This window comes from Streptomyces capparidis (assembly GCF_054782095.1).
Window position 1 is genome coordinate 124,335 of sequence record NZ_BAAGTD010000013.1, and the last position, 21,798, is coordinate 146,132.

Consider the following 21,798-nt stretch of genomic DNA (forward strand, 5'->3'; position numbering starts at 1 on the left):
CGGACCCCCTCACCCGAGCAGGCGGTAGTCGCCGACGACGGTGAGCCGCCGGGGTGTCGGGGCAGGGCCCACCGCCCACTTGGCCACGGTCGCCTGGAGCCGCCGCGCCGCGGCGATGCCGGGCAGCGGGTTCTCGACGCCCTCGTCGAGCCCCAGCAGGGCGACGAACTCGTTGCCGCCGGCCCGGCGCAGACAGGCGTACCGGATGCCGTCCGGCCGCTGGGCCGCCACCTCGGCGAAGGCCGCCTCGATCGCCTCGGTGACTTCGGGGACGCCTTCCTCGGCCACGTCGTAGGAGATCATCAGGACAGTCATGGGGGTCCTCCCGTGGATCGGGTGAGGGGGGCGGGCCGTTGCCCGCCCACTGCCCGGAAGCCTCCTGCGAGGGGCGATTGGGCGTCCAATACGTGCTTCCATAACCTGGCGGCATGGATGTGGACACCCGGTTGCTGCGCTACTTCGTGGCCGTGGCGGAGGAGGGCAGCCTGACTCGCGCCGCGGAACGGCTGTTCGTGTCGCAGCCGGCGCTCACCAAGCAGATCAAGCAGCTCGAGACGCTGCTCAACGTGCGGCTGTTCACCCGGTCGCGGGCCGGTATGGCGCTCACCGAGCCCGGCCGGGTCCTGGCGGGCCTCGCGCCCGCCCTCCTGGCCGACTGGGACAGGACCGCGCGGGAGACCAGGAGCGCGGCCGGCCGGGCGGAGCGCGTACTCCGCGTCGGCTACCTGGGCAGCGCCGCCAACGAGGCCACCCAGGCCATCATCGCGGACTTCACCCGCCGCCGGCCCGACTGGCGCGTGGACATGCGGCAGGCCGCATGGTCCGACCCCACCGCCGGGCTCGCCGCGGGAGACGTGGACGCCGCCCTGCTCCGGCTCCCCTTCCCCGGCCAGGACGCCCTGCGGGTGGAGCCCCTGTTCGCCGAGCCCCGCTGGGTCGCGCTCCCCACCGCGCACCCGCTGGCCGAGCGCGAGGTGATCCCCTTCCCTGACCTGTGGGACGAACCGTTCGTCGCGGCCCCCGCCGACACCGGCACCTGGCGGGACCACTGGCTGGCCGCCGACGAACGGGACGGCCGCCCCGTCCGCATCGGCGCCGTCGCCGAACAGCCCGACGACTGGCTGAGCGCGATCGCCAACGGCTACGGCATCGCCCTGGCCCCCGAGTCCGCCGCCCGCTACTACGCCCGCCCCGGCATCACCTACCGCCCCGTCAGCGGGGTCAGCCCCACCGGGACGGGCGTCGCCTGGTCACCGGCCGACGACGCCAACCCCGTCGTCCGGGACTTCGTCCGCTGCTGCGTGCGCACCCGGCGGCGCGACGGCCGGTGACGCGCCGGAGGCCGTCGGGCCCGGTCGCGACGCGGATCGGCGCTCGCCGACTACGGCCTCGCCGGTCCTCGGTCAGCCATGGGCGTCCGGGCCGCCGCGATCGAGTGCCGCGCGGATCCGCCCGAGCCACTCCGCGGCCAGTCGGCGCCCGTCGGGGAGCTGGTCGTCCCGGTCCCAGCGCCACGCTGTGATCATCGCCAGCACGAGGATCCGGCACTCGCGCAGCAGGTCGTGATCGACGCCCGGGCAGTGCGCGGCGACCTCTTCGGGCGCGTGGGCGAGGTCGAACTCGACGGGGCCGCGGCAGCACGTCTCGAGGTCGATGAACAGCGGCCCGCTCGCCGTGGTGAGCAGGTTGCCGGGGTGCGGCTCGCCGTGCAGCAGTTGCTCGGCCGCGCCGCGCTCGCCGATCGCGCGTCCCAGGTTCCGCAGTGTGTCGCCGAGCAGTTCCCGGTCCGCCTCGGCGAGCGCCGGGGTGCGGTCGCGGTCCGCCACGAGTCGTCGGGCCTGCTCGACCCGATCCGTGAAGTGCGGCGTCGGGACGTCGAGCGTGCGCATGCCGGCGTGCAGTTGCGTGAGCGCGTCGGCGTAGTCGGCCGGTGAGACCCCTGCGGGCGCCACGGGTTCGTGGTAGGTCCACAGCGTGACCACGAAGCCGTCACGCTCATGGGCGCGCGGCTCCACCCGGGGGTCGAGAGCGGCCACAGGGCACCCGGCTGCGACGAGCCGCTGAGCGAGCTCCACCTCGAACAGCGCGACCTGCTGCGCCGCGGGTGCCACCCGGGCCAGGACGTCGCAGGGCAGCAGACGAAGGGTGAGCTTGTTGGAGTCGTTCAGAACGATCGCGTCGTCCGCGGCCAGGCCGAGTGACGAGGCGATCGACATGGCCGCGGCCACCGCCCGCGGGACCTCCGCCGTCTGCATCGTCGCCCGGCCCCTCTCCCTCGAATCTCCCTCGAGCGCCGCCCCGGCTCCCCGAGCGGCGCGACCCGCGCACCCTACCAAGTCGTCGATGAGGGGCCCGCGGGACAGGGCGGCCTCCTGTGACGAGCCGAGGGTCGCGGGGACGGGCGGGGCCCGGTTGCCGCGGCCTGCGCGGACGCACCGTTCGCGGGCGTCACCGCCGTGGGACGGGCGGCGGGAAGTGGGTGCGGAAGTGGTCGATCATGTGGTCGCGGAAGTGCCGGGCGGCGGCCGAGAGGTAGGTGTCGGGGCGCCAAGCCACGCTGAGGACGCGGCGGCAGTCCGGTTCGTCGACGTCCAGCCAGGCCACGCTGGCGCGGGTGTCGGCCTGGCGGGCGAAGGCCGGTACGAGCCCGACGCCGAGGCCGGCGCCGATGAGGTCTCCGGTCGCGCCCGGTTCGTCGCCCTCGCAGACCACGCGGAGCTCCAGGCCGGCGTTGGCGAACAGGCGCTCGGCGAGGGTGCGCTGCCAGTAGCCGGGCCGGGTGGTGACGAAGGGCTCGCCGGCCAGCTCGGCGATGCCGACGTGGCGGCGTTCGGCGAGCCGGTGTCCGGCGGGCACGCACAGCAGCACGGGCTCGTCCAGCAGGACGCGGCTGCGGATGTCCGGGCCGGGCAGGGGCTGCGAGGCGACGCACAGGTCGATGTGGCCGTCACGGAGCTGCTCCACCATCCCCGCCGACGACGACTGGAACAGCCGCACGTCCACCAGCGGGTGGTCGGCGACGAAGGACCGGAGCACGTCGGTGAGGGTCAGCAGTGTCTCGCTGGCGACGGCGACGGTGCCGCGGCCCAGGCCGGCGGCGTCGGCGAGTTCCTGCCGGGCGTCGTCGAGTTCGGCCAGCACCCGGTCGACGCGGCGCAGGAACGCGGCGCCGAACCGGTTGAGCCGGATCCGGCGCCCATGCCGGTCGAACAGCGGCACGCCGAGGTCGTTCTCCAGCCGGGCCAGCGTCCGGCTCAGTGACGGCTGGGCGACACGCAACTGGTCCGCGGCCCGGCCGACGTGCTCCAGCCGGGCCACCGTCTGGAAGTACCGGAGCGCCAGGAGATCCACCGCTGATGCCTCACCTGTTATGAACAAATAACGGATCTTGTCTTGGACAGCATAAGACGGCGAAACCTACGGTCGGTCGCGTGAGTGGAACCGTGATTACGCGCAACCGGCGGGTGGACCGGGCGCTGCTGGTGAACCGGGTGCTCGTGAGCGTCCACGCCGTCGCGATCACCGGTCAGCCGGTGTTCGCCGGCGGCTATCTGAGCGGGGACTACGACATGATCTGGCCGCACCGGTGGGGTGCCGACGTGGTGGCGTCCCTGGGGTACGCGCAGGTCCTGGCGGCCCTGGTCCTGTGGCTGGTCCGCGGACCGAGCTGGCTGCTGGGCGTCAGTGTGCTCATCGCCGCCGGAGAGACCGCGCAGTACTTCGCCGGGCTCGCCGGCGCCCTCGACCTGCACATACCGCTCGGGGTCGCGCTCGTCACCGCGATGGCGCTGACCACCGTCGCCGTGTGGCGTCCGCAGACGCGGCGGGTGGGCCGATGAGCGGGCGGAGCCTGCCCAGGCGGACGTTCCTGGGGCTGACCGGAGGCGCCGGCGTCCTCCTCACCGCCGGGCTCGCCGGCCCGCGGCTGGTCCGCGGGGGCGGGCAGGGCACGGGCGAGCTGCTGCGCAGCAAGGTCCCGCTGCCGGAGCCGTTCCGGGTGCCGCTGCCGATCCCGCCGGTGCTCCGCCCGCGCGGGACCGGCGGGGCCGATCACTACACGATCACCCAGCGGGAGGCCACGGCCGAGATCCTCCCCGGCGTCAGGACGCCGATCTGGGGGTACGACGGGATCTTCCCCGGTCCGACCATCGAGTCGCGGCGGGACCGGACGGCGGTGGTCCGCCACCGCAACGAGCTCCCCGTCCCGACCGTGGTGCACCTGCACGGCGGGCGGACGCCCGCGGACTCCGACGGCTACCCGACCGACCTCGTCATGCCGGTGTCGGGGTGGGACGCGGGGCACGCGGGGCACGGGATGCACGATGCCCGGGCCCGGGTCGCGCACGGCTCCCGCGACTACGTCTTCCCGCTGCGGCAGCGCGCGGCGACGCTGTGGTACCACGACCACCGGATGGACTTCACCGGTCCGGCCGTGTACCGGGGCCTGGCCGGTTTCCACCTGGTCCGTGACGACGAGGAGGCGGCGCTGGACCTCCCGGCGGGGGACCGCGAGCTGCCGCTGATGATCGCCGACCGGGCCTTCGACGAGCACGGCGCGTTCGCCTACCCCTCCCTCGACCCGACCCTGCGCACCACGCCGGGCGTGGCGGCGGAGTACGTGGAGGGCGTGTTCGGCGACGTGATCCTCGTCAACGGCGCGCCGTGGCCGGTCCACGAGGTGGCGGCGGCCCGGTACCGGCTCCGCGTCCTCAACGCCTCGAACGCCCGCCGCTACGACCTGGCGCTGGACCCGCCGCCGCCCGGCGGACGCGGGTTCGTCCAGATCGGCAGCGACCAGGGGCTCCTCCGGGCGCCGCGCCGCCACGACCACATCCCGCTCGCCCCGGCGGAGCGGTACGACGTCGTCGTCGACTTCGGCCGCTATCCGGTCGGCACCCGGGTCACGCTCGTGAACCGCCTCGGCACCGGGTCGACCGCGCGCGTCATGCGGTTCGTCGTCGCCCGCCGCGCGCCCGACGCGAGCCGGATCCCACGCAGGCTAGGCGAGATCGAGCCGCTCACCCGCTCCCAGGCCGCCACGACCCGCGAGTTCTCCTTCCACGGCGGCCACGTCCACGGGCACCCGGGTTGGGTGATCGACGGCGAACCGTTCTCACCGGACCGGATGGCGGCCAGGCCGCGACTGGGCGACGTGGAGATCTGGCGGTTCGTCGCCGACCTGCACCACCCGGTCCACCTGCACCTGGTGGGCTTCCACATCCTCTCCCGCCGCGGTCGCCCCCCGGGGCCGTTCGACGGCGGCCTGAAGGACACCGTCGACCTGACCCCGGGCCAGTCGGTGGAGGTCATCGCGCGGTTCGACGGCTACCGCGGGCGCTACGTGTTCCACTGCCACAACGCCGAGCACGAGGACATGGCGATGATGGCCAACTTCGAGGTGGTGTGACCCATGCGGACACCACTGAGGAGCACCGGGACCGGGGCGTCGGCCGGCGTGGTCGTCGTCGGCGCCGGGCCGGCCGGGGTCGGGACGGCCGTCGCGCTGCGCGAGCGCGGGTACCCCTGGCGGATCGTCCTGGCTGGCGAGGAGCGGACGGCGCCGTACGAGCGGTCCGCGCTGTCGAAGGGGTACCTCACCGGCGAGGTGGACGAGGACATGCTGCGGCTGCACTCGTCCGAGTACTACGCGCGGCGGTCGATCCACGTGCTCACCGAGCCCGTCACGGCGATCGACCGGGCGGCCCGCACCGTGCGGCTAGCCGGGGGCGCCGTCCTCGGCTACGACCACCTGGTGCTCGCCACCGGGGCGCGCGCCAGGACCCTCCCGGTGCCCGGGAGCGGCCTGCGCGGCGTGCACACGCTGCGCACCCTGGCGGACGCCCGGGCACTGCGCGCCGGACTGCGGCGGGCCGCCGCCGTGGTCGTGGTCGGCGCGGGCCGCACCGGTCTGGAGGTCGCCGCCGCGGCGCGCGGGCTCGGGTGCGCGGTGACCGTGGTCGAGGCCCTGGACCGTCCCCTGGCGCAGGTCGTCGGGGCGCGCACGGCCGAGCACTTCACCCGGCTGCACCGCGGACGGGGCAACGAGCTGCTGTTCGGCCGGACGGTCTCCGGCTTCCTCGACGGCGGGACGGGAACCGTCGCCGCGGTGGAGCTGTCCGACGGACGCCTGCTCCCGGCGGACCTGGTGCTGGTCGGCGCGGGATCCGAGCCGCGGACGGAGCTGGCCGGGGCCGCCGGGCTGGACGTGGAGGGCGGCGTCGTCGTCGACGACCGGCTCGGGACCCGCGACCCGGCCGTCTCGGCGGTCGGCGACTGCGCGGCGCTCCCCCACCCCGCCGCGGGGCGGCGGGTACGGCCTGCGTCGGCGTACGACGCCGCCGGCCACGCCCGGGTGGTCGCCGAGCGGCTCACCGGCGCCGACCGGCCGCACGCCGACCCGCCCCGCCGCGGCAGCGACCAGTTCACCTCCACCCTGCGGGTCGCCGGTCTCGCCGGTGACGGGGACACGGAGGTCGTCCTCGGGCCGTGGCCGGACGCGTTCTCCGTGCTGCGCTTCCGCGGGGACCGGCTGGTCGCGGTCGAGTCGGTGAACCGGGCGGGCGACCACGCGGCCGCCCTCGCCCTGCTCGCCGAGGGAACGCCGCTGGACCCCGGCACCGCGTCGGGCCGCGGCTTCTCGCTCGAGGAGTACGCCGGGCGACGACGGGGATTCGACGACAGGCCCTAGCCCGCGACGCGGTTCAGCACCAGGGCGGGCGCCGGGCGGCAGGGCCAGCCCAGGGCGGCGCACCGCTGCTCGAAGTCCGGCGGCAGCCACCCGCGGCCCAGCAGCCTCGGGTGGGCGGGGAACGCCGCGAGCGCCGCCATGACGAACAGCAGCGACGCCCAGGGGGTGCGCACCAGGACGGTCAGCTCGCCGCCGCCGTTGGTGTTGTGGAAGCTGGTCTGGAAGATGTCGGGCGCGGCGAGATCGATGGTGCTCAGACCGCTGTAGACGAGGTCGAGCCAGTGCACCGGATGGGCGAGGTAGATCTTCCGCGTGGTGACCGTGACCTCGCCCGCTCCCTCCACCACCCACCGCGGCGCGGCGGCGGACTCGGCGGCCTTGCGGCGGGCCACGTTCCCGAGGGCGTTGCCGACCACGCTGCCGACCACGAACCCCGGGCTGCCGACGGCGACGACGCTGGTGTGCGTGTACCTGCCGTTGCCGATGCCCCGCCAGGTCAGCCGCTCGCCCGGTCCCACGGCGAGCACGCGGTCGCCGGGGTCGATCCGGGCGGAGGTGGGGGTGAGCGGGCGCCGGTCCAGCCGCCCCTCGATCACGTCGGCGACGATGTCGCACGTGTGCCACAGGTGCTCGTCGAGCTGGGACCAGGCCGGTCCCGGCGCTCCGGCGGCAGAAGGCGTACCAGGCTGTTCCACTGCTCCCCCGACATCCCCGCGGCACCACATCGCCGGCCGCCTCGGCCTGGGGCCCACTTTACCGAGGCGGGACCCGCGGGTCACCGGATGACCGGATCCGGGAGGGTGGTCGCGGAGGGTCGAGGGGCCGGCGCGGCGCGGGCCGGCCGGGGCGGTGGCCGTGGTCGGGCCGGATGCTGGCGGCCGTCCGGCCGTCCCACCGCCGCCCGGCGGACGCCGGGAACCCCCCTCGTCTACCCGGCCGCGACCCGGGGCGCGCGGAAGCGCTCCGCGTGCTCGGCCACCCACTGCGTGAACGTGCGCGCCGGGCGGCCGGTCACCTGCTCGACGGTGTCGACGACGGTCGTGGAGTCGTCGGTGGGAGCGGCGTACCAGCCGATGACGTACTCGGCGTCCGCCCGGGACACGCCGGTCGCCATCAGCCTGTCGATGGCCTGTTCGTGCGTGATGGGGAGGAAGGCGATGTCCCGGCCGATCGCCCGGGACAGGATCGCGATCCGCTCGCGCGGGGTCAGCGACTGCGGCCCGGTGAGGTTGTAGGCGCGTCCCGCGTGGCCGTCGTCGAGCAGTGCGACCGCCGCCACCGCGCCGATGTCGGCCTCGTGGACGAGCGCGCTGGGGAAGTCGTACGGCTCGCGCACGACGCCCTCGGCCCTGATCGACTCGGCCCAGGTGAGCGTGTTGCACATGAATTCCTGCGGCTCCAGGCGCGTCCACTCCACGCCCGAGTCCGCCACGGCCTGCTCGACCGGCCCCACCCAGCCGCCCCACACCACGGTGATGCGCCGCACGCCCGCGCCGACCGCCCGGCGCACCAGTTCGGGCCCGACCTCGGCGAGGCCCGCCGTCACGGTGATGTGCAGGCGGCCGACGCCGGCGAGGGCGGCGTCCAGCGTCTCGGGGGCCGTGTGGGTGCCGGCCACCAGCTCCACCCCGGCCGGGAGCCTCCCCTCGGCGGCGGCCGGATCCCGCGTCAGCGCCCGGACCCGCTCGCCCCGGCGGACCAGCTCCGCCACCACGTGCCGGCCGGTGTTCCCGGTGGCACCCGTAACCAGTGTCGTCACAGTCGTCTCCCTCTCGTCGCCGACGACGCTAGGAACTCAACCGGACTTGAGGTCAAGCCGCCCGCGCTCAGGCCGCGACGGCGGGCACCAGGACGTCCCGGCACCACTGGCGGAAGCCGGTGGGCGCCGACCCGGGGGTGCTGGGCTGGGCGGCGCCGTAGAAGTCCTGGACGGCCAGGGCGTCCATCATGTCGGCGTGGGCCCGGGCCCAGGACTCGCTCGCCCCGGCGCGCAGCAGCACCGCCCGGTGGTCCTCGACGCCGGACCGCCGGACGCGCACCGGACGGTGCAGCACCTCGGAGAGGACCTGCGCCATGCCCTCGGGCGACAGGTCGTCGGGGCCGACCAGCGGCACGTCGTTCCGGCCGGTCCACGACGCGTCGAGCAGCAGCCGGGCCGCCGTGGCGGCGATGTCGCGGGTGGCGCAGGTGCGCAGCACCCGCTCCGGGGGCAGCGCCAGGTGGAACACGCCCGCGTCGCGGATCGACTCGGCCTGGCCCAGCAGGTTCTCCATCAGGAAGGGCGGGCACAGGGCCCGGTAGTGCACACCGGTGGCCGCGATCTCCTCGTCCATGGCGAGTGACGCCGATATCAGCCCGGCGTCCTTCGCGATGCCGCGGCCCAGGGTGGACACGCCGACGACCCGCTCGACGCCCCCGCGTCCGATCACCTCGCACAACGACTCGGTGAAGGCGCGGAAGTGACCCTCGGCGCTGTCGGCCCGGGGCGCCGGGGGGACGAGCCAGAACACGCGGTCGGCGTCCGCGCACGCCTTCCCCAGCACGTCGGGGTCGGCGTGCGATCCCCGGACGACCTCGACGCGTGAGCGCACCGGCGGCGAGAGGCGGGAGGGGTCACGGGCGATCACCCGGATCCCCGTGGGGGTGTCGGGGGCGCCGGGGGCGTCCAGGAGGCGGTCGAGGACCTGCCGGCCGATCCGGCCGGTCGGGGTGGTGACAACGATCATGGCAACTCCTCAGGAGACGCTGCGGGGAACGCCGTCGAGCCTGCCGCCCGGCGGGGCCGAACTGAAGGACCGATCCGCTCCCGCTCGTTACCCTCAGGGCAATACCGATCGGAGGGGGAGATCGTGGAGTCCCGCCCGCTGCGCTACTTCGTCGCCGTCGCGGAGGAGCGCAACTTCGCCCGCGCCGCCGAGCGGCTGGGCATCTCCCCGCCGCCCCTGTCCCGCGCGATCCGCCGATTGGAGGCGGAGCTGGGCGTCACCCTCTTCGAGCGGACCACCCGCAGCGTGGCGCTTACCCCCGCCGGGACGGTGCTCCTGGCGGAGGCGAGGATCGCCCTGGACGCCCTGCACGCCGCCGGGCGGCGGGCGCAGCGCGCGGCGGCCCCGGACCGGAAGCTGGTCCTGGCCGTCAAGGCCGACGGGGACGCGGGGCTGCTGGAGGCGATCCTGTCGCGCCACGCGTCCGAGCCGGCGGCGGTACCGGTCGCCGTCCGCCTGTGCGGGTGGCAGGAGCAGCCGCGGCTGCTGCGCCTGGGTGAGGCCGACGCGGCCCTGGTCCACGAGCCGTTCGACGGCACCGGCCTGGACACCGAGACGCTGGCCACCGAACCCCGTGTCGCCGCCCTCGCCGCCGCCCACCCGCTCGCCGCCCGGGACCGGGTGGCCCTCGCCGACCTCAACCTGCGCCCCGGCGACCTGCACGGGTACCTCGAGGAGACCCACCGCAGGGCCCGCGACCTGGCGCAGTTGCTCACCCTCGTCGCGCTGGGCGAGCTGGTCCCGCTGCTGCCCGCCTCCGTCGCCGCCCGCTATCCGCGCCCGGGGGTGGTCTACCGGCCGGTCCCGGACGCACCCGCGGCGGTTCTCGTCATCGCCTGGCCGCAGTACTCCCGCTCGATGGCCACGGCGGCGCTCGTCCGCGCCGCCACGGCCGCGGCCGACGCCGCGCGCGGACGGCGGGCGGGCTGACGGCCCGCGCGGCGGCGGGGTCCGCCCGCGCCGCGGCCGGCGCTCCCACCAGCGGCGGTCACCGATTCCGCCCCGGTGTGCCCGGCGCCGCCGGCATGCCGGTGAACTCGACATGACCGCCTCAAAATTCACCGGAATGAATTACTCCATTCTACTTTCAAGTACATACTGGCGAAATCGTTGGCCACAGGCTATGGTTCGAGGAAGATGGATCGCGGATTCTCCCGATTCAAAAAGCGGTAGTCGACACATGGGGGATTTATGTCCGGAGCCGCTGAAGTAGAAGCTGTGTATTCAGCCGTCGAGGAATCGACTCGACTGCTGGACATCGCCTGCTCGCGCGACGAGGTCCAGCCGGTTGTGAACGTGTACCGGGACGCACTCCCGGAGGCCGTTATCGTGTTCAGCGTGGCGACCGACGAGCGCCACGCCGGAGAGCTCGACTACACCATCACGGTGCCCGCGGGGGGCGACGACCCGTACGCCCTCGCCCTGTCGAACGGCCTCGTCGCGGAGACGGACCATCCCGTCGGCGCCCTGCTCTCGGACGTCCAGGAACGATGCGCCATCGGCGGTTACGCCGTGGACTGCGGAGTCGTCGGCGGATTCAAGAAGATATACACGTTCTTTCCCCACGACGACCTCCAGGTGCTGTCGAAGCTCGCCGACATCCCGTCCATGCCGCGCAGCGTGGCCGAGAACGTGGGTCTGTTCGCGCGCCACGGTCTCGACGACAGAGTCACGATGCTCGGCATCGACTACCAGCAGAGAACCGTCAACGTGTACTTCGGCAAGCTCCCCGCCGAATGCCTGGAGCCCAAGGCCATCCTGTCGATGCTCGACGAGATCGGGCTGCCGGAGCCGAATGAGCAGATGCTGGCATTCGCGCGGAAATCGTTCGCGATCTACGCCACCCTCAACTGGGATTCCGCGAAGGTCGAGCGGATCTGCTTCGCCGTGCCGCCCGGCCGCGACCTGATAACGCTGGACCCGTCGGCGCTTCCCGCCCCGATCGAGCCGAGGGTCGAGAAATTCGCGAGAAACGCTCCGTACGCGTACTCCGGCGAGCGCATGCTCGTCTACGGCGTCACGTGGTCGCCCGACGGGGAGTACTACAAGATCGGCTCCTACTACCAGCTTCCGCCGCAGACGCGGAAACTGCTGGTGGCTTTCGACGACGTCGAAGAGCTATGACGTCGGCCACCGCCGTTCGGCGTGTTCCCTGACGGTCAGTTGCCCCAGCGCCCGGCGTCGGCGTTGGTCTCCAGCCACGTCGTGTGGGGCGGCGTGGACCTCTCCCGCAGCAGCTCGGCGGCGATGGAGAAGCGGGGCGCCTTCTCCGGGCGGCGGCGCGCCTGGGCGACGATCTCGTCGGTGAGGGTGGTCGCCATGGACAGCCGCGGATAGGCGGCGTGGATCGCGGCGCCGGTCGCGTCGTCGACGAAGTCCGTGCCGATCCCGAAGTCCATGGCGGTTCCCGTCTGCACCAGCGTGCACAGTGTGCCGCGGCGCTCGGCGATGCCCGGCGAGGTGTGCAGGGCGATGGCCTCCCACACGGCGTCCACGTCGGCCGTGGGCAGGCCCTGCCCGGTGAGGAACTCGGCGGCCAGGTCCGCGCCGTCCACCTCGAAGCGCTGGCGGCGGTCGCCCGCCTCGCTCAGACCGATGTCGTGCAGGACGCCGGCCAGGAACAGCAGTTCGGGGTCGTAGTCCCGGCCGGGGACGGCGCCCCGGTGATCGGCGCACAGGCGGGCGAAAAGGGCGGCGCGGACGCTGTGGTTCGCGGTCGCCACGGACTCCGTCTCACGCACCAGCGCGAGGGCGCGGCGGGCGACGGGGGTGTCGGGGATCGGCGGGACGCCGGTGGTCATCGCGTCGTTCATGATCTCCATGCTCGGCGGCGGCGTCCACGCGTGACAGTGGCAGAATTGCCGGGATGCGAGAGGAAACTGCCCCCGCCGCCGGTGGTGACGCCGGCGGCGCGCCGCACCGGGTGGCGGTGCTGGCGCTGGACGGTGTGCTGCCCCTGGACCTGGGCATTCCCGCCCAGGTCTTCACCGCGCTGCCGGGCTGGCCGTACGAGATGACGCTGTGCGGGCGGTCGGCGGGACCGGTGCCGACGGCGGCGGGGTTCGCGGTGACGGTGGCGGCGGGGCTCGAGGCGGTGCGGAGCGCGGACACCGTGGTGGTCCCGGGCTACACGCCGCATCTGCGGGAGGTGCCCGCGGCCGTGCTCGACGCCCTGGCCGACGCCCACGCCCGGGGCCGGCGGCTGGTGTCCGTCTGCACCGGCGCGTTCGCGCTGGCCGCCGCCGGCGTCCTGGACGGGTGCACGGCCACCACCCACTGGCTGTACGCCGACGACCTGGCGGCGCGGCATCCGCGGGTGACGGTGGATCCGCGGGTGCTGTACGTGGACGAGGGGCGGGTGCTGACCTCGGCCGGTGTCGCGGCGGGCATCGACCTGTGCCTGCACCTGGTGCGGCGCGACCTGGGGGCGAGGACGGCCAATCAGGTGGCGCGCGCCCTGGTCGCCGCGCCCCACCGCGACGGCGGGCAGGCGCAGTACATCAGGCGCCCGCTGGCCGCCGCCACCGACGGCGCCTCACTCGCCGCCACCCGCGCGTGGGCGCTGGCGCGCCTGCACGAGCCGCTGACGGTCCGCCGGCTCGCCGTGCACGCGCACATGGCGCCGCGGACCTTCGCCCGGCGCTTCCTCGCCGAGACCGGCACCACGCCGCTGCAATGGCTGCTCGCGGCCCGCCTCGACCGGGCCCGGGAACTCCTGGAGGGCACCGGGCTCACCGTCGACCAGGTGGCCGAGCGGTGCGGCCTGGGCAGCCCCTCCAATCTGCGGCTGCACTTCCGCCGGGCCCTGGGGACCTCCCCCACCGCCTACCGTTCGGCCTTCGCCGCCCCGGAGGTCCGGGGCGGCGGAGCGGCTCAGGACCGCGCGGCCGCCTTCGCCTCCCCGTCGAGCCGGTCGCCGTAGCCGGCCGCCGTCCACACGTGGTGGCGGTACTGCTCCGGCGTCACCACTCCGGGCCACGGGTGCCCCGAGGGGTGGAACACGCCCCGGCAGGTGCAGCAGTAGCGCGCCTGCGCGGTGAGGGCGGCCGCCTGGGCGGCTCCGGCGCGGACCCGCCGCGCGTCCCGGGCCTCACCGCGGACGATGGCGACCGTGGCCACCGCGATGAGCACGCCGACGAAGACGCCGACGGCCGTGAGCCACGGCAGGTCCCGGTCGTCGGCGAGGTACTTCCCCCCGGCTCCGGCCATGACGGCGAAGACCATGCCCTCGCAGAAGTGCATGAGGCCCAAGCCGGTGTCCTCCGGAGCCGACGCCAGCCTGGTCTCCAGCTTGTCGCGCCGTCCCCGCTTGTCCCGACGCGCCTCGGCGACCGGCACGTTCTCCCACGTCCGGCAGCCGGGGCACGCCACCGGGCCGTTCGCATCCCCGTTCGTCATCCCCCCATGATCACACCGTACGGAGAGCGGCCGTCAGCGGGGTTCGAAGTTGCTGCCCGCCGCGGTGAAGGCGAGGGTGGCGGTGCGGTCGTAGGCCAGACCGATGGCGCGGCCCAGGGCGAAGGTGCCGAACCCCCGGGGAATCTCCAGCCGCCATGACCGGGTGGCGTGCCGGTAGTTCTCCAGCAGCACGACCCTGTCGCCGAGAACCGGAAGGACGGCCACCCCGGGGGCCTCGGTGGCGTTCAGGAGTCGCACATAGGCGCCCACGCGCCCGTCGGGGAACCGCACCGGGTCGCGGACCACGCGGATCCAGGCGTCGCTGTAGACCACACCCAGGGGTTCCGAAGGGTCGGCGGCGCCTGGCGGCTCGAGGATGTCGATCCCGCCGCTCTCCTCGTCGTTGCGGAACAGCTCGGGGCGCTCGCGCCGCAGCAACTCGTACGCGGCCAGGGCGGAGTCACGCGGCGAGGCGGTCATGGGGACGATTATGGCCGGGGGCGCCCTTCCGTGAACCGTGTTCCGCGCGGTGGCTCCCGCCCAGGCCGGCAGGGCGCCGCCGGGGCGGGATGCCAGAATGGCGGGCGTTTCCCGCTGCTCAGGCCGCGTTGGCGGGGTGCGCTCGTGCGGTGGGCGCCTCGGGTCGCCGCCGTCGGCCGCCATCCCGGAGGTGTGTCGCGCATGCCCGCAACGCCCAGCACCGTCACCAATCCCGTGCTGCCCGGATTCCACCCCGATCCGAGTGTCTGCCGGGTGGGGTCGGACTACTACCTCGCGTGCTCCAGCTTCGAGTACTTCCCCGGCGTGCCCGTCTTCCACAGCCGGGACCTGGTGCACTGGACGCAGATCGGCAACGCCCTGGAACGGCCGAGCCAGTTGCGCCTGCCGCCCGGGACGCCGTCGTCCGGCGGGGTCTACGCGCCCACGCTGCGCCACCACGACGGCCGGTTCTGGCTGATCACCACGAACGTGCACGACGGCGGCCACCTGCTGAGCACCGCCACCGACCCGGCCGGCCCCTGGTCCGACCCGGTCCGGCTGTCCGGGGTCCCCGGCGTCGATCCGGATCTCGCCTGGGACGACGAGGGGAACTGCTGGTGCACCTACTCCGGGATCGAGCAGATCCGGATCGATCCCCTGACCGGGCGGTCCTTCGGTCCGCCGCGCCGCCTCTGGTCCGGTTCGCCCGGCGCCAAGGCCCCGGAGGCGCCGCACCTGTACCGGATCGGCGACCACTGGTACCTGCTCATCGCCGAGGGCGGCACCGAGCGGGGCCACGGCATATCCGTCGCCCGGGCCCGCACGCCCGACGGCCCGTTCGAGCCGTGCCCGCACAACCCGATCCTGACGCACCGCGGCACCGACCACCCCGTGCAGAACACCGGCCACGCGGACCTGGTGCAGGCGCCCGACGACTCGTGGTGGATGGTGCTGCTCGGGGTGCGCCCGCTCGGGGGCACCCCCGGCTGGCATGTGCTCGGCCGCGAGACCTTCCTGACGCCGGTGCGCTGGGTGGACGGCTGGCCGGTCGTCGACGGGCTGTCGCTGGAGATGCCGGCGCCGCCGTGGCCGCTGCGGCCGGGCGCCGCCGCCCCGGTCCGGGACGACTTCGACCGCGGTGGGCTCGCCGCGCACTGGATCTCGCCGCGCCTGCGCTCCGCGGAGACCTGCACCACCGGGGACCGGCCCGGCTGGCTGACGCTGCACGCCCGCGGGGGATCGCTCGACGATCCGGACGTGACGTTCGTCGGCCGGCGCCAGCAGCACCTGTCCTGCCGGGTGCGGGCCCTGCTCGACCCGGCGGAGGGGAGCGGCGGCCTCGCCGTCCGTCTGGACGAGCGGCACCACTACGACGTCGAGGTGGCGGCCGGCGAGGTGCGCGTGCTCGCCCGCGTCGGCCCGCTGCGCACCGTGGTGGCGTCCCGGGCGGTGCCCGCCGGGCCCGTGGTGCTCAGGATCGAGGTGGCCGCCACCGGGGAGGTGGGCGACCCCCGTACCGGCCCCGACACCCTCTCCCTCGGCTTCGAGGAGCCGGACGGCGGGTTCGCCGAACTCGCCGCGCTCGACGGCCGGTACCTGTCCACCGAGGTGGCCGGCGGCTTCACCGGCCGGGTGGTCGGGATGTACGCCGCGGCCGGCACCGTCCACGTCGACTGGTTCGACTACGAGCCGCTCGGCCACTGAGCGGCGGGCCCGGCGCCGCGCCGCGGCCCCCGCACCCGCGCGCCTGCCGCGCGGGTGCGGGGGCCGTCGGTCAGCCGGCCGAGAAGGTGTGGAGCGTGGTGGAGCGGTAGGTCTGGCCGGGGCGCAGGACGGTGCTGGGGAAGGAGGGCTGGTTCGGCGAGTCGGGGAAGTGCTGGGTCTCCAGGCACAGGGCGTCGCCCTGGCGGTAGGTGCTGCCCGAGGTGCCCGTCAGGGTGCCGTCGAGGAAGTTGCCGCTGTAGAACTGGAGGCCCGGCTCGGTGGTGGCGATCTCCATGACGCGGCCCGAGGCGGGGTCGCGCAGGACGGCCGCGCGCCGCGGGGTGGCGGTCTTGCCCTTGTCGAGGGCGAAGTTGTGGTCGTAGCCCTGGCCGTAAATGAGCTGGGGGTGGCTCTTGCGCAGGCCGGCGCCGATCCGCTGGGACCGCCGGAAGTCGAACGGGGTGCCGCCGACCCGGGCGAGCTCCCCGGTGGGGATGAGCGTGCTGTCGACGGGGGTGTAGCGGGAGGCGGCGACGGCCAGCTCGTGGTCCTCGATGGTGCCGCTGCCCTCGCCCGCAAGGTTGAAGTAGATGTGGCTGGTGAGGTTGACGACCGTGGGGGCGTCGGTGGTGGCGTGGTAGTCGATGCGGAAGTCGCCGGCCTCGGTGAGGGTGTAGGTGACGGTGACGGCCAGCGTGCCGGGGTAGCCCATCTCGCCCGCGGGGCTGGTGTACCGCAGGGTCAGGGTGGCCGGGCCGGACGGGGTGACGTCCCACACGCGCTTGTCGAAGCCGGTGTCGCCGCCGTGCAGGCTGTTGGGGCCGTCGTTGACCGGCAGTTGGTGGGTGGTGCCGTCGAGGGTGAAGCGGCCCTTGGCGATGCGGTTGCCGTACCGGCCGATCAGGGCGCCGAAGTAGGGCGAGTCCGTCAGGTAGGGATCGAGGGTGCCGAAGCCGAGGGAGACGTTCGCGTACCGGCCGTGGCGGTCGGGCAGCTCCAGGCACTGGACGATGCCGCCGTAGCTGAGGACCTTCATCCGGGTGCCGCCGCGCGCCAGCGTCCAGCGGTCCACCCGGGTTCCGTCGGGCAGTTGCCCGAACGGCTCGCGCCGCGGGGTGCGGGTGTCGCCGGAGTGCCCGCCGTGTGCGGCGGAGCCGGCCGGCTCCGCGTGGGCGGTGGCGGCGGTGGTGGCGGCGATGCCCGCCACGGCGGAGGCGATGACGGTTCGTCTGCGCATGCTCATCGGTTGCGGCTCCTTCGGAAGAGAGTGCTGGGGAAGGTCTGCGCGGTCGCTGCCGTCGGCGTCCCGGGCGGTGGTCCGGACGCCGGGAGAGGGGCACGGCCGCGGGGCGCCCGACCTGTCGTCGCGGCTGCCCGTCCATGGCGCGGGCGATCGGACAGGTGGTCAGGGCCGGCCGGACACCGCCGTGCGGGGCGGCGGTGCGGGGCTGGGGGGCGGCGCCCGGTCTTGTGGAGGGCGCGGTGCCGCGTCAGCCGGTGGGGCGGAGGGGGGTGCGGGGGGCACGGGCTGTTGGCGGAACGGTTCCCTCCTGGTGAGGATCGTCATGAGGCGCACGGCGGCGTGGAGTCGGAGGTCTGCGGCGTTCGAAATGTCGGACGATGTCTGGGATGTTGCGGCGAACTTAGGGTGCGGTATCCGCCCTGTCAATCCCTCGGCAGCCCTCGCCGGATCTTCGGGAGCGGACGGGGTTCGAGCCGTCCCACGACTGCGGTGCGGCGTTCCCGCGCGGGTCCGGCGGGCGGGGGACGGGCGGACGCGAGCAGGACCCGGGCCGCGGCCCGGGCCCGCGGACGATCACCGGGTGCGCTCCTCTAGGCGGGAGGGGGCGGCCCGTCCTAGGATCCCGAGTGAGCTGGTCGAACGGCGTTCGGTATATCGGGCACGGCGGGGGGTGGGAGTGCTGCGGGCGGGGGCCGGGGGCGTCCGGCGCGAGGGCCGGTGGGGGTCAGCCGGGGCGGCGGACGCGCAGGACGTCCTGCTCGTGGGTCATGGTGAAGCCCCCGGCGTCGTCGGCGAAGTGCCGCCGGATGTAGTCGCGCAGGGCCTCCCGGGTGGGGGGCGAGGCGTCGTGGAACGGCACGCTGACGTGGAAGCCGGCCACGGCGGTGAACTCCTCCAGGTCGTCGGTGCGGTAGCGCGCGGGAACGGTGTCCAGGCTCAGGTCGCCCACGAGGTGGGCCGGGCCCGCGGCGAGTTCGTCGGCCAGCCCGCCCAGGTCGAAGCTGACGCCGGTGAAGTGCCGCACCATGCGCATGCAGGCGTTGCCGGGGTTCTGGAGCAGGATCAGCAGCAGGCCGCCGGGCGCCGTCCACTCCAGGATGCGCAGCGCCGCCGCCCTCCACTGCGGGCGGGGGACGTGGTACAGCACGTGGGAGCACAGGGCGAGGTCGGCGGTCACGCCGGGCCGGGCCCGCAGCACGGGGTCGGCCAGGATCAGCGCGTCGGGGCAGGCGACGGCCAGGGCCCGCCGCATGGGCTCGCTGGGCTCGATGCACACCGTGCGCTCGAAGTGCGGGCCGAGGTGGCGTGTGGTGGTGCCGTCGGCGGGGCCGACGTCGAGGAGCACCCGGCGGGCGGGGAGCTCGGACACCACCCGGTCGAGGTAGGCGTGGGTGACGGCCTTCTCGTCGGTGCCGGCGAGGAATCGGCGCAGGGCGTCCCGGTACGCCGTCTCCTCCGTCCGCGGGGCCCCGGTGGAAGCGGTTCGTCGTGACGACACGCGTGCGTGTCCCCTCTCTGCCGGTACGGCCCTGCCGGTACGGCGGGCGGCGGTGCGCGCCGCGAGCAGCGGTGAGCGCGGACAGGACCACGCTGGCACAGCGCGGCGCCGGTCGGCGGCAGGCGGCGCCCGGCCGGTGTCCGCGGCGGGAGGCACACGGGAGCGCGGGGAGAGCGAACCCCGCACCGAGTGCGCCGGGCCGGGGGCGCCCGCCGGCCGCGGGGTCGCCTCCGCCGTGCGGCCCCGCGGCGGGGCACGGGTGTCCCCGCGTCAGCAGAACCAGCCGTCCTGCACCCAGCCGTGCCGGTTGACGTCACCGTAGGCGAAGCCGTACGCCCAGCCGCCCGAGACGCGTTCCACCAGGAAGGTCTGCGGGTGGTGGAGCGTGCCCATCCAGGCGCCCCCGGGCTCGGTGCGCACGTACAGGCTGTCCGCGCAGACCGTCTCCCGGACCCCGGGGGTGCCGCCGTCGGCCCGGGCCGGCGCGACCGTCCACAGGGACCAGGCCGCCGCGGCGGCCAGCACGGCGGTCAGGGCACGGGCCGGGCGCCGCGTCACCACGAGCCCCACCCGCCCAGGCACTCGTAGCGGACGTAACCCCAGTCGTTCGGGCCGAAGTCGAACGTCGCGGCCCAGCCGTTGTACACGGGGTGGGCGCCTCGGGTGTGCCCCACCTTGTCGCCGTAACCGAGCACCCGCTTGAGGCCGACCGGCCCGGAGGCGCTGTCGTAGTTGGCGTAGAAGCTCGCGCTCTGGCAGACGATGATCGCGTGATCCGGGACCACGGGGTCGGCGTGGGCGGGTCCGGCGAGGGCCAGGACGGGCAGCGCCGCGGCGGTGGCGGCGGCGAGACGGACACGAGCGGCCATGGTGTCCTTTCCGGTGCGGGGCGTGGCGGTCGGTGCATCCTCGTCCGGTCTCCATCCTGCTCCGGCGCGGGCCGGGCGGCGACGGTGCCGGCGGGAGATTTTGCCGAACGGTCGACCACCGGCGCGCCGCCGTGCCGTAGCGTCGCCGCATCCCTTGATCACGACGCGGGCGTTCTCCGACGGTTCGTCACGACCCCCGGTGCGACGGCCCGCCAGGAGGTGTGCCATGAGCCTTGTCGACCTGCGCGGTACGGCCGCGGAGCTGCCCGACGCCTGGAGTTCACGCCCGCTGGGGCGGCTCGGGGGCGTCGAGGTGAAGGTGCTGCGGATGGACGGGCGTCCCCTGGCGGCGGAGACCCATGGGGCGGCGGAGGCGCTGCTGGTGCTGGACGGCACGCTGCGGTTGCTGGTCGGCGACGCCGAGGTGGAGGTGGGCCCGGGGCAGATGTACGTCGTCGGGGCGGGGGTGCGGCACGCCGTCCGCCCCGGCAGCCACGGCACGCTGGTCATCGTCGAGCACGCGGCGAGCGGGGGCTGAGTGCCGCGGTCGCTCGGGGCGGTGGAGCCGCCGCCCGTGTCCCCGCACGCTCCCCCACCGCGGCCCCCGTCCCGGGCGGTACGGTTCCCGGGCGGTACGGTTCCCGGGCGGCGGCGGACCGGGGTCCGCCGGGTCAGGCGAGGCGCGGCGGCTCGGGCCGCGGGGCCTTCCGGCCGTCCCCGGCCGCCGGGACGCCGCGCACGACCCCGCCGCGACGCAGGACAGGAGCGCCCCACCGTGCCGACCCCACCCGCCCCGGCCGCCGGCTCCGGGACCGGCCCGCCGTCCGGGCGGTCCGTCCTGCGCGACCCCGCGTTCCTGCGGCTGTGGTCGGGCACCACGGCGTCGGGTCTCGCCACCTGGGCGCTGCCGTTCGTGCTCGGTCTGGCGGTGCTCGACCGCACGCTCACCGCGGCCGACCTCGGCCTGCTGCTCGCCGCCCGCACCGTGGCGTTCCTCGCCGCGGTGCCGGTCGGCGGGGTGCTGGCCGACCGGCACTCCCGCCGGGCCGTCGTGCTGTGGGCCGGGCTGGCCGCCGCGGCGGCGGCGCCGCTGCTCGCCGCGGGGCTCGGGAACTCCCTGCCGCTCACCGCCGCTGCCGCCGCCCTCGCGGGAGCCGGGCAGGGCGGCTGCCGGCCGGCGTTCCAGGCGCTGACCGCCGAGGTGGTGGACGCCGGCCGCAGGCAGCAGGCCAACGCGGCCATGACGCTCGCGGTGCGGGTCACCACCCTGGCGGGTCCCGCGCTGACGGCCCTGCTCGCCGCGTTCCTCGACACCCGGGCGCTGCTGCTGGGCATCGGGCTGCTCTGGCTCGCCGCCGCCCTGGTCCCGGGGCGCGGTCCCGGCGGCGCGCCCGCCACCGGGACCGCCGGGCGCGCCGGGCGGCCCGGGTTCCTCGCCGAGTTCGCCGACGGTGTGCGCGAGGCGCGGCGGCACCCCTGGTTCATGGCCGGGCTCGCCGCCCTGACCACCGTCATAGCCACCGGCTACTCCGCGACCGGAGTGGCCCTCCCGCTGATCAGCCGGGACCGGTACGGCACCGAGGTGGTGCTCGCCGGGGCGATGACCGCCTACACCGCCGGCGCCCTGGCCGGGGCCCTGCTCATCTCCCGCCGGCGCCCGCGCTCCCAGGGCTGGGCCGCGCTGGCCGGGCTCGCCGCCTACGGCCTGGCGCCGCTGAGCCTGGTGTTTCCCGTGCACCCCGCCGTGGTCGTCGCCGCCTACGCCGTCGCGGGGCTCGGCATAGAGCTGTTCAACGTCCCGTGGTTCACCGCCACCCAGCGCGAGGTCGCCCCCGACAAGCTGGCCCGCGTCTCCTCCCTGGACTTCCTGCTGTCCTACGGCCTCGCGCCCGCCGGCCTGGTCCTCATCGCCCCGGCCATCGACGCGTTCGGCGTCCGCCCCGTCCTCGCCGCCTGCGCCCTGGCCTGCTTCGCCGCCCCGGCGGCGGCCGCCCTGGTGCCGAGCGCCCGCCACTTCTCCCGCGGCCGGGCGAGCGCCGCGGCCGGCGACGCGTGAGGGCCGTTCGGGTTCCGCGGGCCGGCCGTCCTCGCGGGCACGAGGCGACGCCCCGGCCCACCTCACGCTCAGTCACGGGAGTGGGCGCCCGACAGGT

Annotated in this window: 23 protein-coding genes; 10 read left to right on the forward strand and 13 right to left on the reverse strand. The window is 75.0% G+C overall.

Translation table 11 applies throughout. From position 1 onward, the window contains the following. Window positions 1–9: 9 nt before the first annotated feature. Entirely contained in the window at window positions 10–315 is a 306-nt protein-coding gene (locus tag ACYVO2_RS13475) for a hypothetical protein (protein WP_461007979.1), read from the reverse strand. Between the two features lie 113 nt (window positions 316–428). Between ACYVO2_RS13475 and ACYVO2_RS13480 the strand changes: the two genes are divergently transcribed. Next, window positions 429–1,331: a LysR family transcriptional regulator gene (locus ACYVO2_RS13480; protein ID WP_461007980.1), complete on the forward strand. Its 903-nt coding sequence runs from the start codon at window positions 429–431 to the stop codon at window positions 1,329–1,331. A gap of 72 nt (window positions 1,332–1,403) precedes the next feature. Here the strand turns inward: ACYVO2_RS13480 and ACYVO2_RS13485 are convergent, their stop codons facing one another. Both ACYVO2_RS13485 and ACYVO2_RS13490 read right to left on the reverse strand, forming a co-directional pair. Continuing rightward, window positions 1,404–2,255 (reverse strand): phosphotransferase, encoded by an 852-nt coding sequence (locus tag ACYVO2_RS13485; protein ID WP_461007981.1) that lies wholly within the window; start codon window positions 2,253–2,255, stop codon window positions 1,404–1,406. A gap of 193 nt (window positions 2,256–2,448) precedes the next feature. Beyond that, window positions 2,449–3,351, reverse strand: a complete 903-nt coding sequence (locus tag ACYVO2_RS13490; RefSeq protein ID WP_461007982.1) for a LysR family transcriptional regulator — start codon at window positions 3,349–3,351, stop codon at window positions 2,449–2,451. Window positions 3,352–3,431: 80 nt separating this feature from the next. Between ACYVO2_RS13490 and ACYVO2_RS13495 the strand changes: the two genes are divergently transcribed. From ACYVO2_RS13495 to ACYVO2_RS13505, 3 genes are read left to right on the forward strand one after another with little or no spacing between them, the layout of a single operon-like run. Further along, complete coding sequence (locus ACYVO2_RS13495; protein WP_461007983.1) at window positions 3,432–3,839, forward strand: hypothetical protein; 408 nt, start codon at window positions 3,432–3,434, stop codon at window positions 3,837–3,839. Next, complete coding sequence (locus ACYVO2_RS13500; protein WP_461007984.1) at window positions 3,836–5,407, forward strand: multicopper oxidase family protein; 1,572 nt, start codon at window positions 3,836–3,838, stop codon at window positions 5,405–5,407. The genes ACYVO2_RS13495 and ACYVO2_RS13500 overlap by 4 nt, the downstream gene beginning before the upstream one ends. A 3-nt stretch (window positions 5,408–5,410) precedes the next feature. Then, window positions 5,411–6,688, forward strand: a complete 1,278-nt coding sequence (locus ACYVO2_RS13505) for an NAD(P)/FAD-dependent oxidoreductase (protein WP_461007985.1) — start codon at window positions 5,411–5,413, stop codon at window positions 6,686–6,688. On the opposite strand, the gene ACYVO2_RS13510 is transcribed toward ACYVO2_RS13505, so the two are convergent. The 3 genes from ACYVO2_RS13510 to ACYVO2_RS13520 all read right to left on the reverse strand — a co-directional run bounded on the left by ACYVO2_RS13510 (window position 6,685) and on the right by ACYVO2_RS13520 (window position 9,414). Further along, window positions 6,685–7,383 carry a hypothetical protein gene (locus ACYVO2_RS13510; protein ID WP_461007986.1) on the reverse strand — a complete coding sequence of 233 codons (699 nt, stop codon included), beginning with the start codon at window positions 7,381–7,383 and terminating at the stop codon, window positions 6,685–6,687. The genes ACYVO2_RS13505 and ACYVO2_RS13510 overlap by 4 nt on opposite strands. Before the next feature lie 233 nt (window positions 7,384–7,616). Next, window positions 7,617–8,447, reverse strand: a complete 831-nt coding sequence (locus ACYVO2_RS13515; protein ID WP_461007987.1) for an NmrA family NAD(P)-binding protein — start codon at window positions 8,445–8,447, stop codon at window positions 7,617–7,619. Window positions 8,448–8,514: 67 nt separating this feature from the next. Continuing rightward, entirely contained in the window at window positions 8,515–9,414 is a 900-nt protein-coding gene (locus tag ACYVO2_RS13520) for an NAD(P)H-binding protein (protein ID WP_461007988.1), read from the reverse strand. Window positions 9,415–9,537: 123 nt separating this feature from the next. Here ACYVO2_RS13520 and ACYVO2_RS13525 point away from each other — a divergent pair, with 123 nt between their 5' ends. Further along, window positions 9,538–10,383 carry a LysR family transcriptional regulator gene (locus tag ACYVO2_RS13525; RefSeq protein WP_461007989.1) on the forward strand — a complete coding sequence of 282 codons (846 nt, stop codon included), beginning with the start codon at window positions 9,538–9,540 and terminating at the stop codon, window positions 10,381–10,383. Between the two features lie 288 nt (window positions 10,384–10,671). After that, window positions 10,672–11,577 carry an aromatic prenyltransferase gene (locus ACYVO2_RS13530; protein ID WP_461007990.1) on the forward strand — a complete coding sequence of 302 codons (906 nt, stop codon included), beginning with the start codon at window positions 10,672–10,674 and terminating at the stop codon, window positions 11,575–11,577. 35 nt (window positions 11,578–11,612) lie between these two features. Here the strand turns inward: ACYVO2_RS13530 and ACYVO2_RS13535 are convergent, their stop codons facing one another. Then, window positions 11,613–12,266 (reverse strand): HD domain-containing protein, encoded by a 654-nt coding sequence (locus ACYVO2_RS13535; protein WP_461007991.1) that lies wholly within the window; start codon window positions 12,264–12,266, stop codon window positions 11,613–11,615. Window positions 12,267–12,319: 53 nt separating this feature from the next. On the opposite strand from ACYVO2_RS13535, the gene ACYVO2_RS13540 reads away from it, so the two are divergent. Beyond that, window positions 12,320–13,375, forward strand: coding sequence for a GlxA family transcriptional regulator (locus ACYVO2_RS13540; RefSeq protein WP_461007992.1), 1,056 nt, complete (start codon window positions 12,320–12,322; stop codon window positions 13,373–13,375). Here the strand turns inward: ACYVO2_RS13540 and ACYVO2_RS13545 are convergent. Beyond that, window positions 13,327–13,851 carry a hypothetical protein gene (locus tag ACYVO2_RS13545; protein WP_461007993.1) on the reverse strand — a complete coding sequence of 175 codons (525 nt, stop codon included), beginning with the start codon at window positions 13,849–13,851 and terminating at the stop codon, window positions 13,327–13,329. The genes ACYVO2_RS13540 and ACYVO2_RS13545 overlap by 49 nt on opposite strands. A 33-nt stretch (window positions 13,852–13,884) precedes the next feature. Further along, the gene (locus ACYVO2_RS13550; protein ID WP_461008013.1) at window positions 13,885–14,331 is read right to left on the reverse strand and encodes an NUDIX hydrolase; all 447 of its coding nucleotides are present in this window, start codon (window positions 14,329–14,331) and stop codon (window positions 13,885–13,887) included. 201 nt (window positions 14,332–14,532) lie between these two features. On the opposite strand from ACYVO2_RS13550, the gene ACYVO2_RS13555 reads away from it, so the two are divergent. After that, window positions 14,533–16,035 carry a glycoside hydrolase family 43 protein gene (locus tag ACYVO2_RS13555; protein WP_461007994.1) on the forward strand — a complete coding sequence of 501 codons (1,503 nt, stop codon included), beginning with the start codon at window positions 14,533–14,535 and terminating at the stop codon, window positions 16,033–16,035. A gap of 70 nt (window positions 16,036–16,105) precedes the next feature. On the opposite strand, the gene ACYVO2_RS13560 is transcribed toward ACYVO2_RS13555, so the two are convergent. The 4 genes from ACYVO2_RS13560 to ACYVO2_RS13575 form a co-directional block, all read right to left on the reverse strand. Then, a complete protein-coding gene (locus ACYVO2_RS13560) occupies window positions 16,106–17,278 on the reverse strand; it encodes an aldose epimerase family protein (RefSeq protein ID WP_461007995.1) in 1,173 nt (390 codons plus the stop codon). A 724-nt stretch (window positions 17,279–18,002) separates the two neighbouring features. Next, on the reverse strand, window positions 18,003–18,776 hold the full coding sequence (locus ACYVO2_RS13565; RefSeq protein ID WP_461007996.1) for a class I SAM-dependent methyltransferase: 774 nt from the start codon (window positions 18,774–18,776) through the stop codon (window positions 18,003–18,005). A gap of 270 nt (window positions 18,777–19,046) precedes the next feature. Further along, window positions 19,047–19,337: a hypothetical protein gene (locus ACYVO2_RS13570; protein WP_461007997.1), complete on the reverse strand. Its 291-nt coding sequence runs from the start codon at window positions 19,335–19,337 to the stop codon at window positions 19,047–19,049. After that, window positions 19,331–19,645: a hypothetical protein gene (locus ACYVO2_RS13575; protein WP_461007998.1), complete on the reverse strand. Its 315-nt coding sequence runs from the start codon at window positions 19,643–19,645 to the stop codon at window positions 19,331–19,333. The genes ACYVO2_RS13570 and ACYVO2_RS13575 overlap by 7 nt, the downstream gene beginning before the upstream one ends. A gap of 226 nt (window positions 19,646–19,871) precedes the next feature. On the opposite strand from ACYVO2_RS13575, the gene ACYVO2_RS13580 reads away from it, so the two are divergent. Both ACYVO2_RS13580 and ACYVO2_RS13585 read left to right on the forward strand, forming a co-directional pair. Continuing rightward, window positions 19,872–20,183 (forward strand): cupin domain-containing protein, encoded by a 312-nt coding sequence (locus ACYVO2_RS13580; protein WP_461007999.1) that lies wholly within the window; start codon window positions 19,872–19,874, stop codon window positions 20,181–20,183. A gap of 237 nt (window positions 20,184–20,420) precedes the next feature. Then, window positions 20,421–21,701: an MFS transporter gene (locus ACYVO2_RS13585; protein ID WP_461008000.1), complete on the forward strand. Its 1,281-nt coding sequence runs from the start codon at window positions 20,421–20,423 to the stop codon at window positions 21,699–21,701. The last annotated feature ends 97 nt before the right edge of the window (window positions 21,702–21,798 follow it).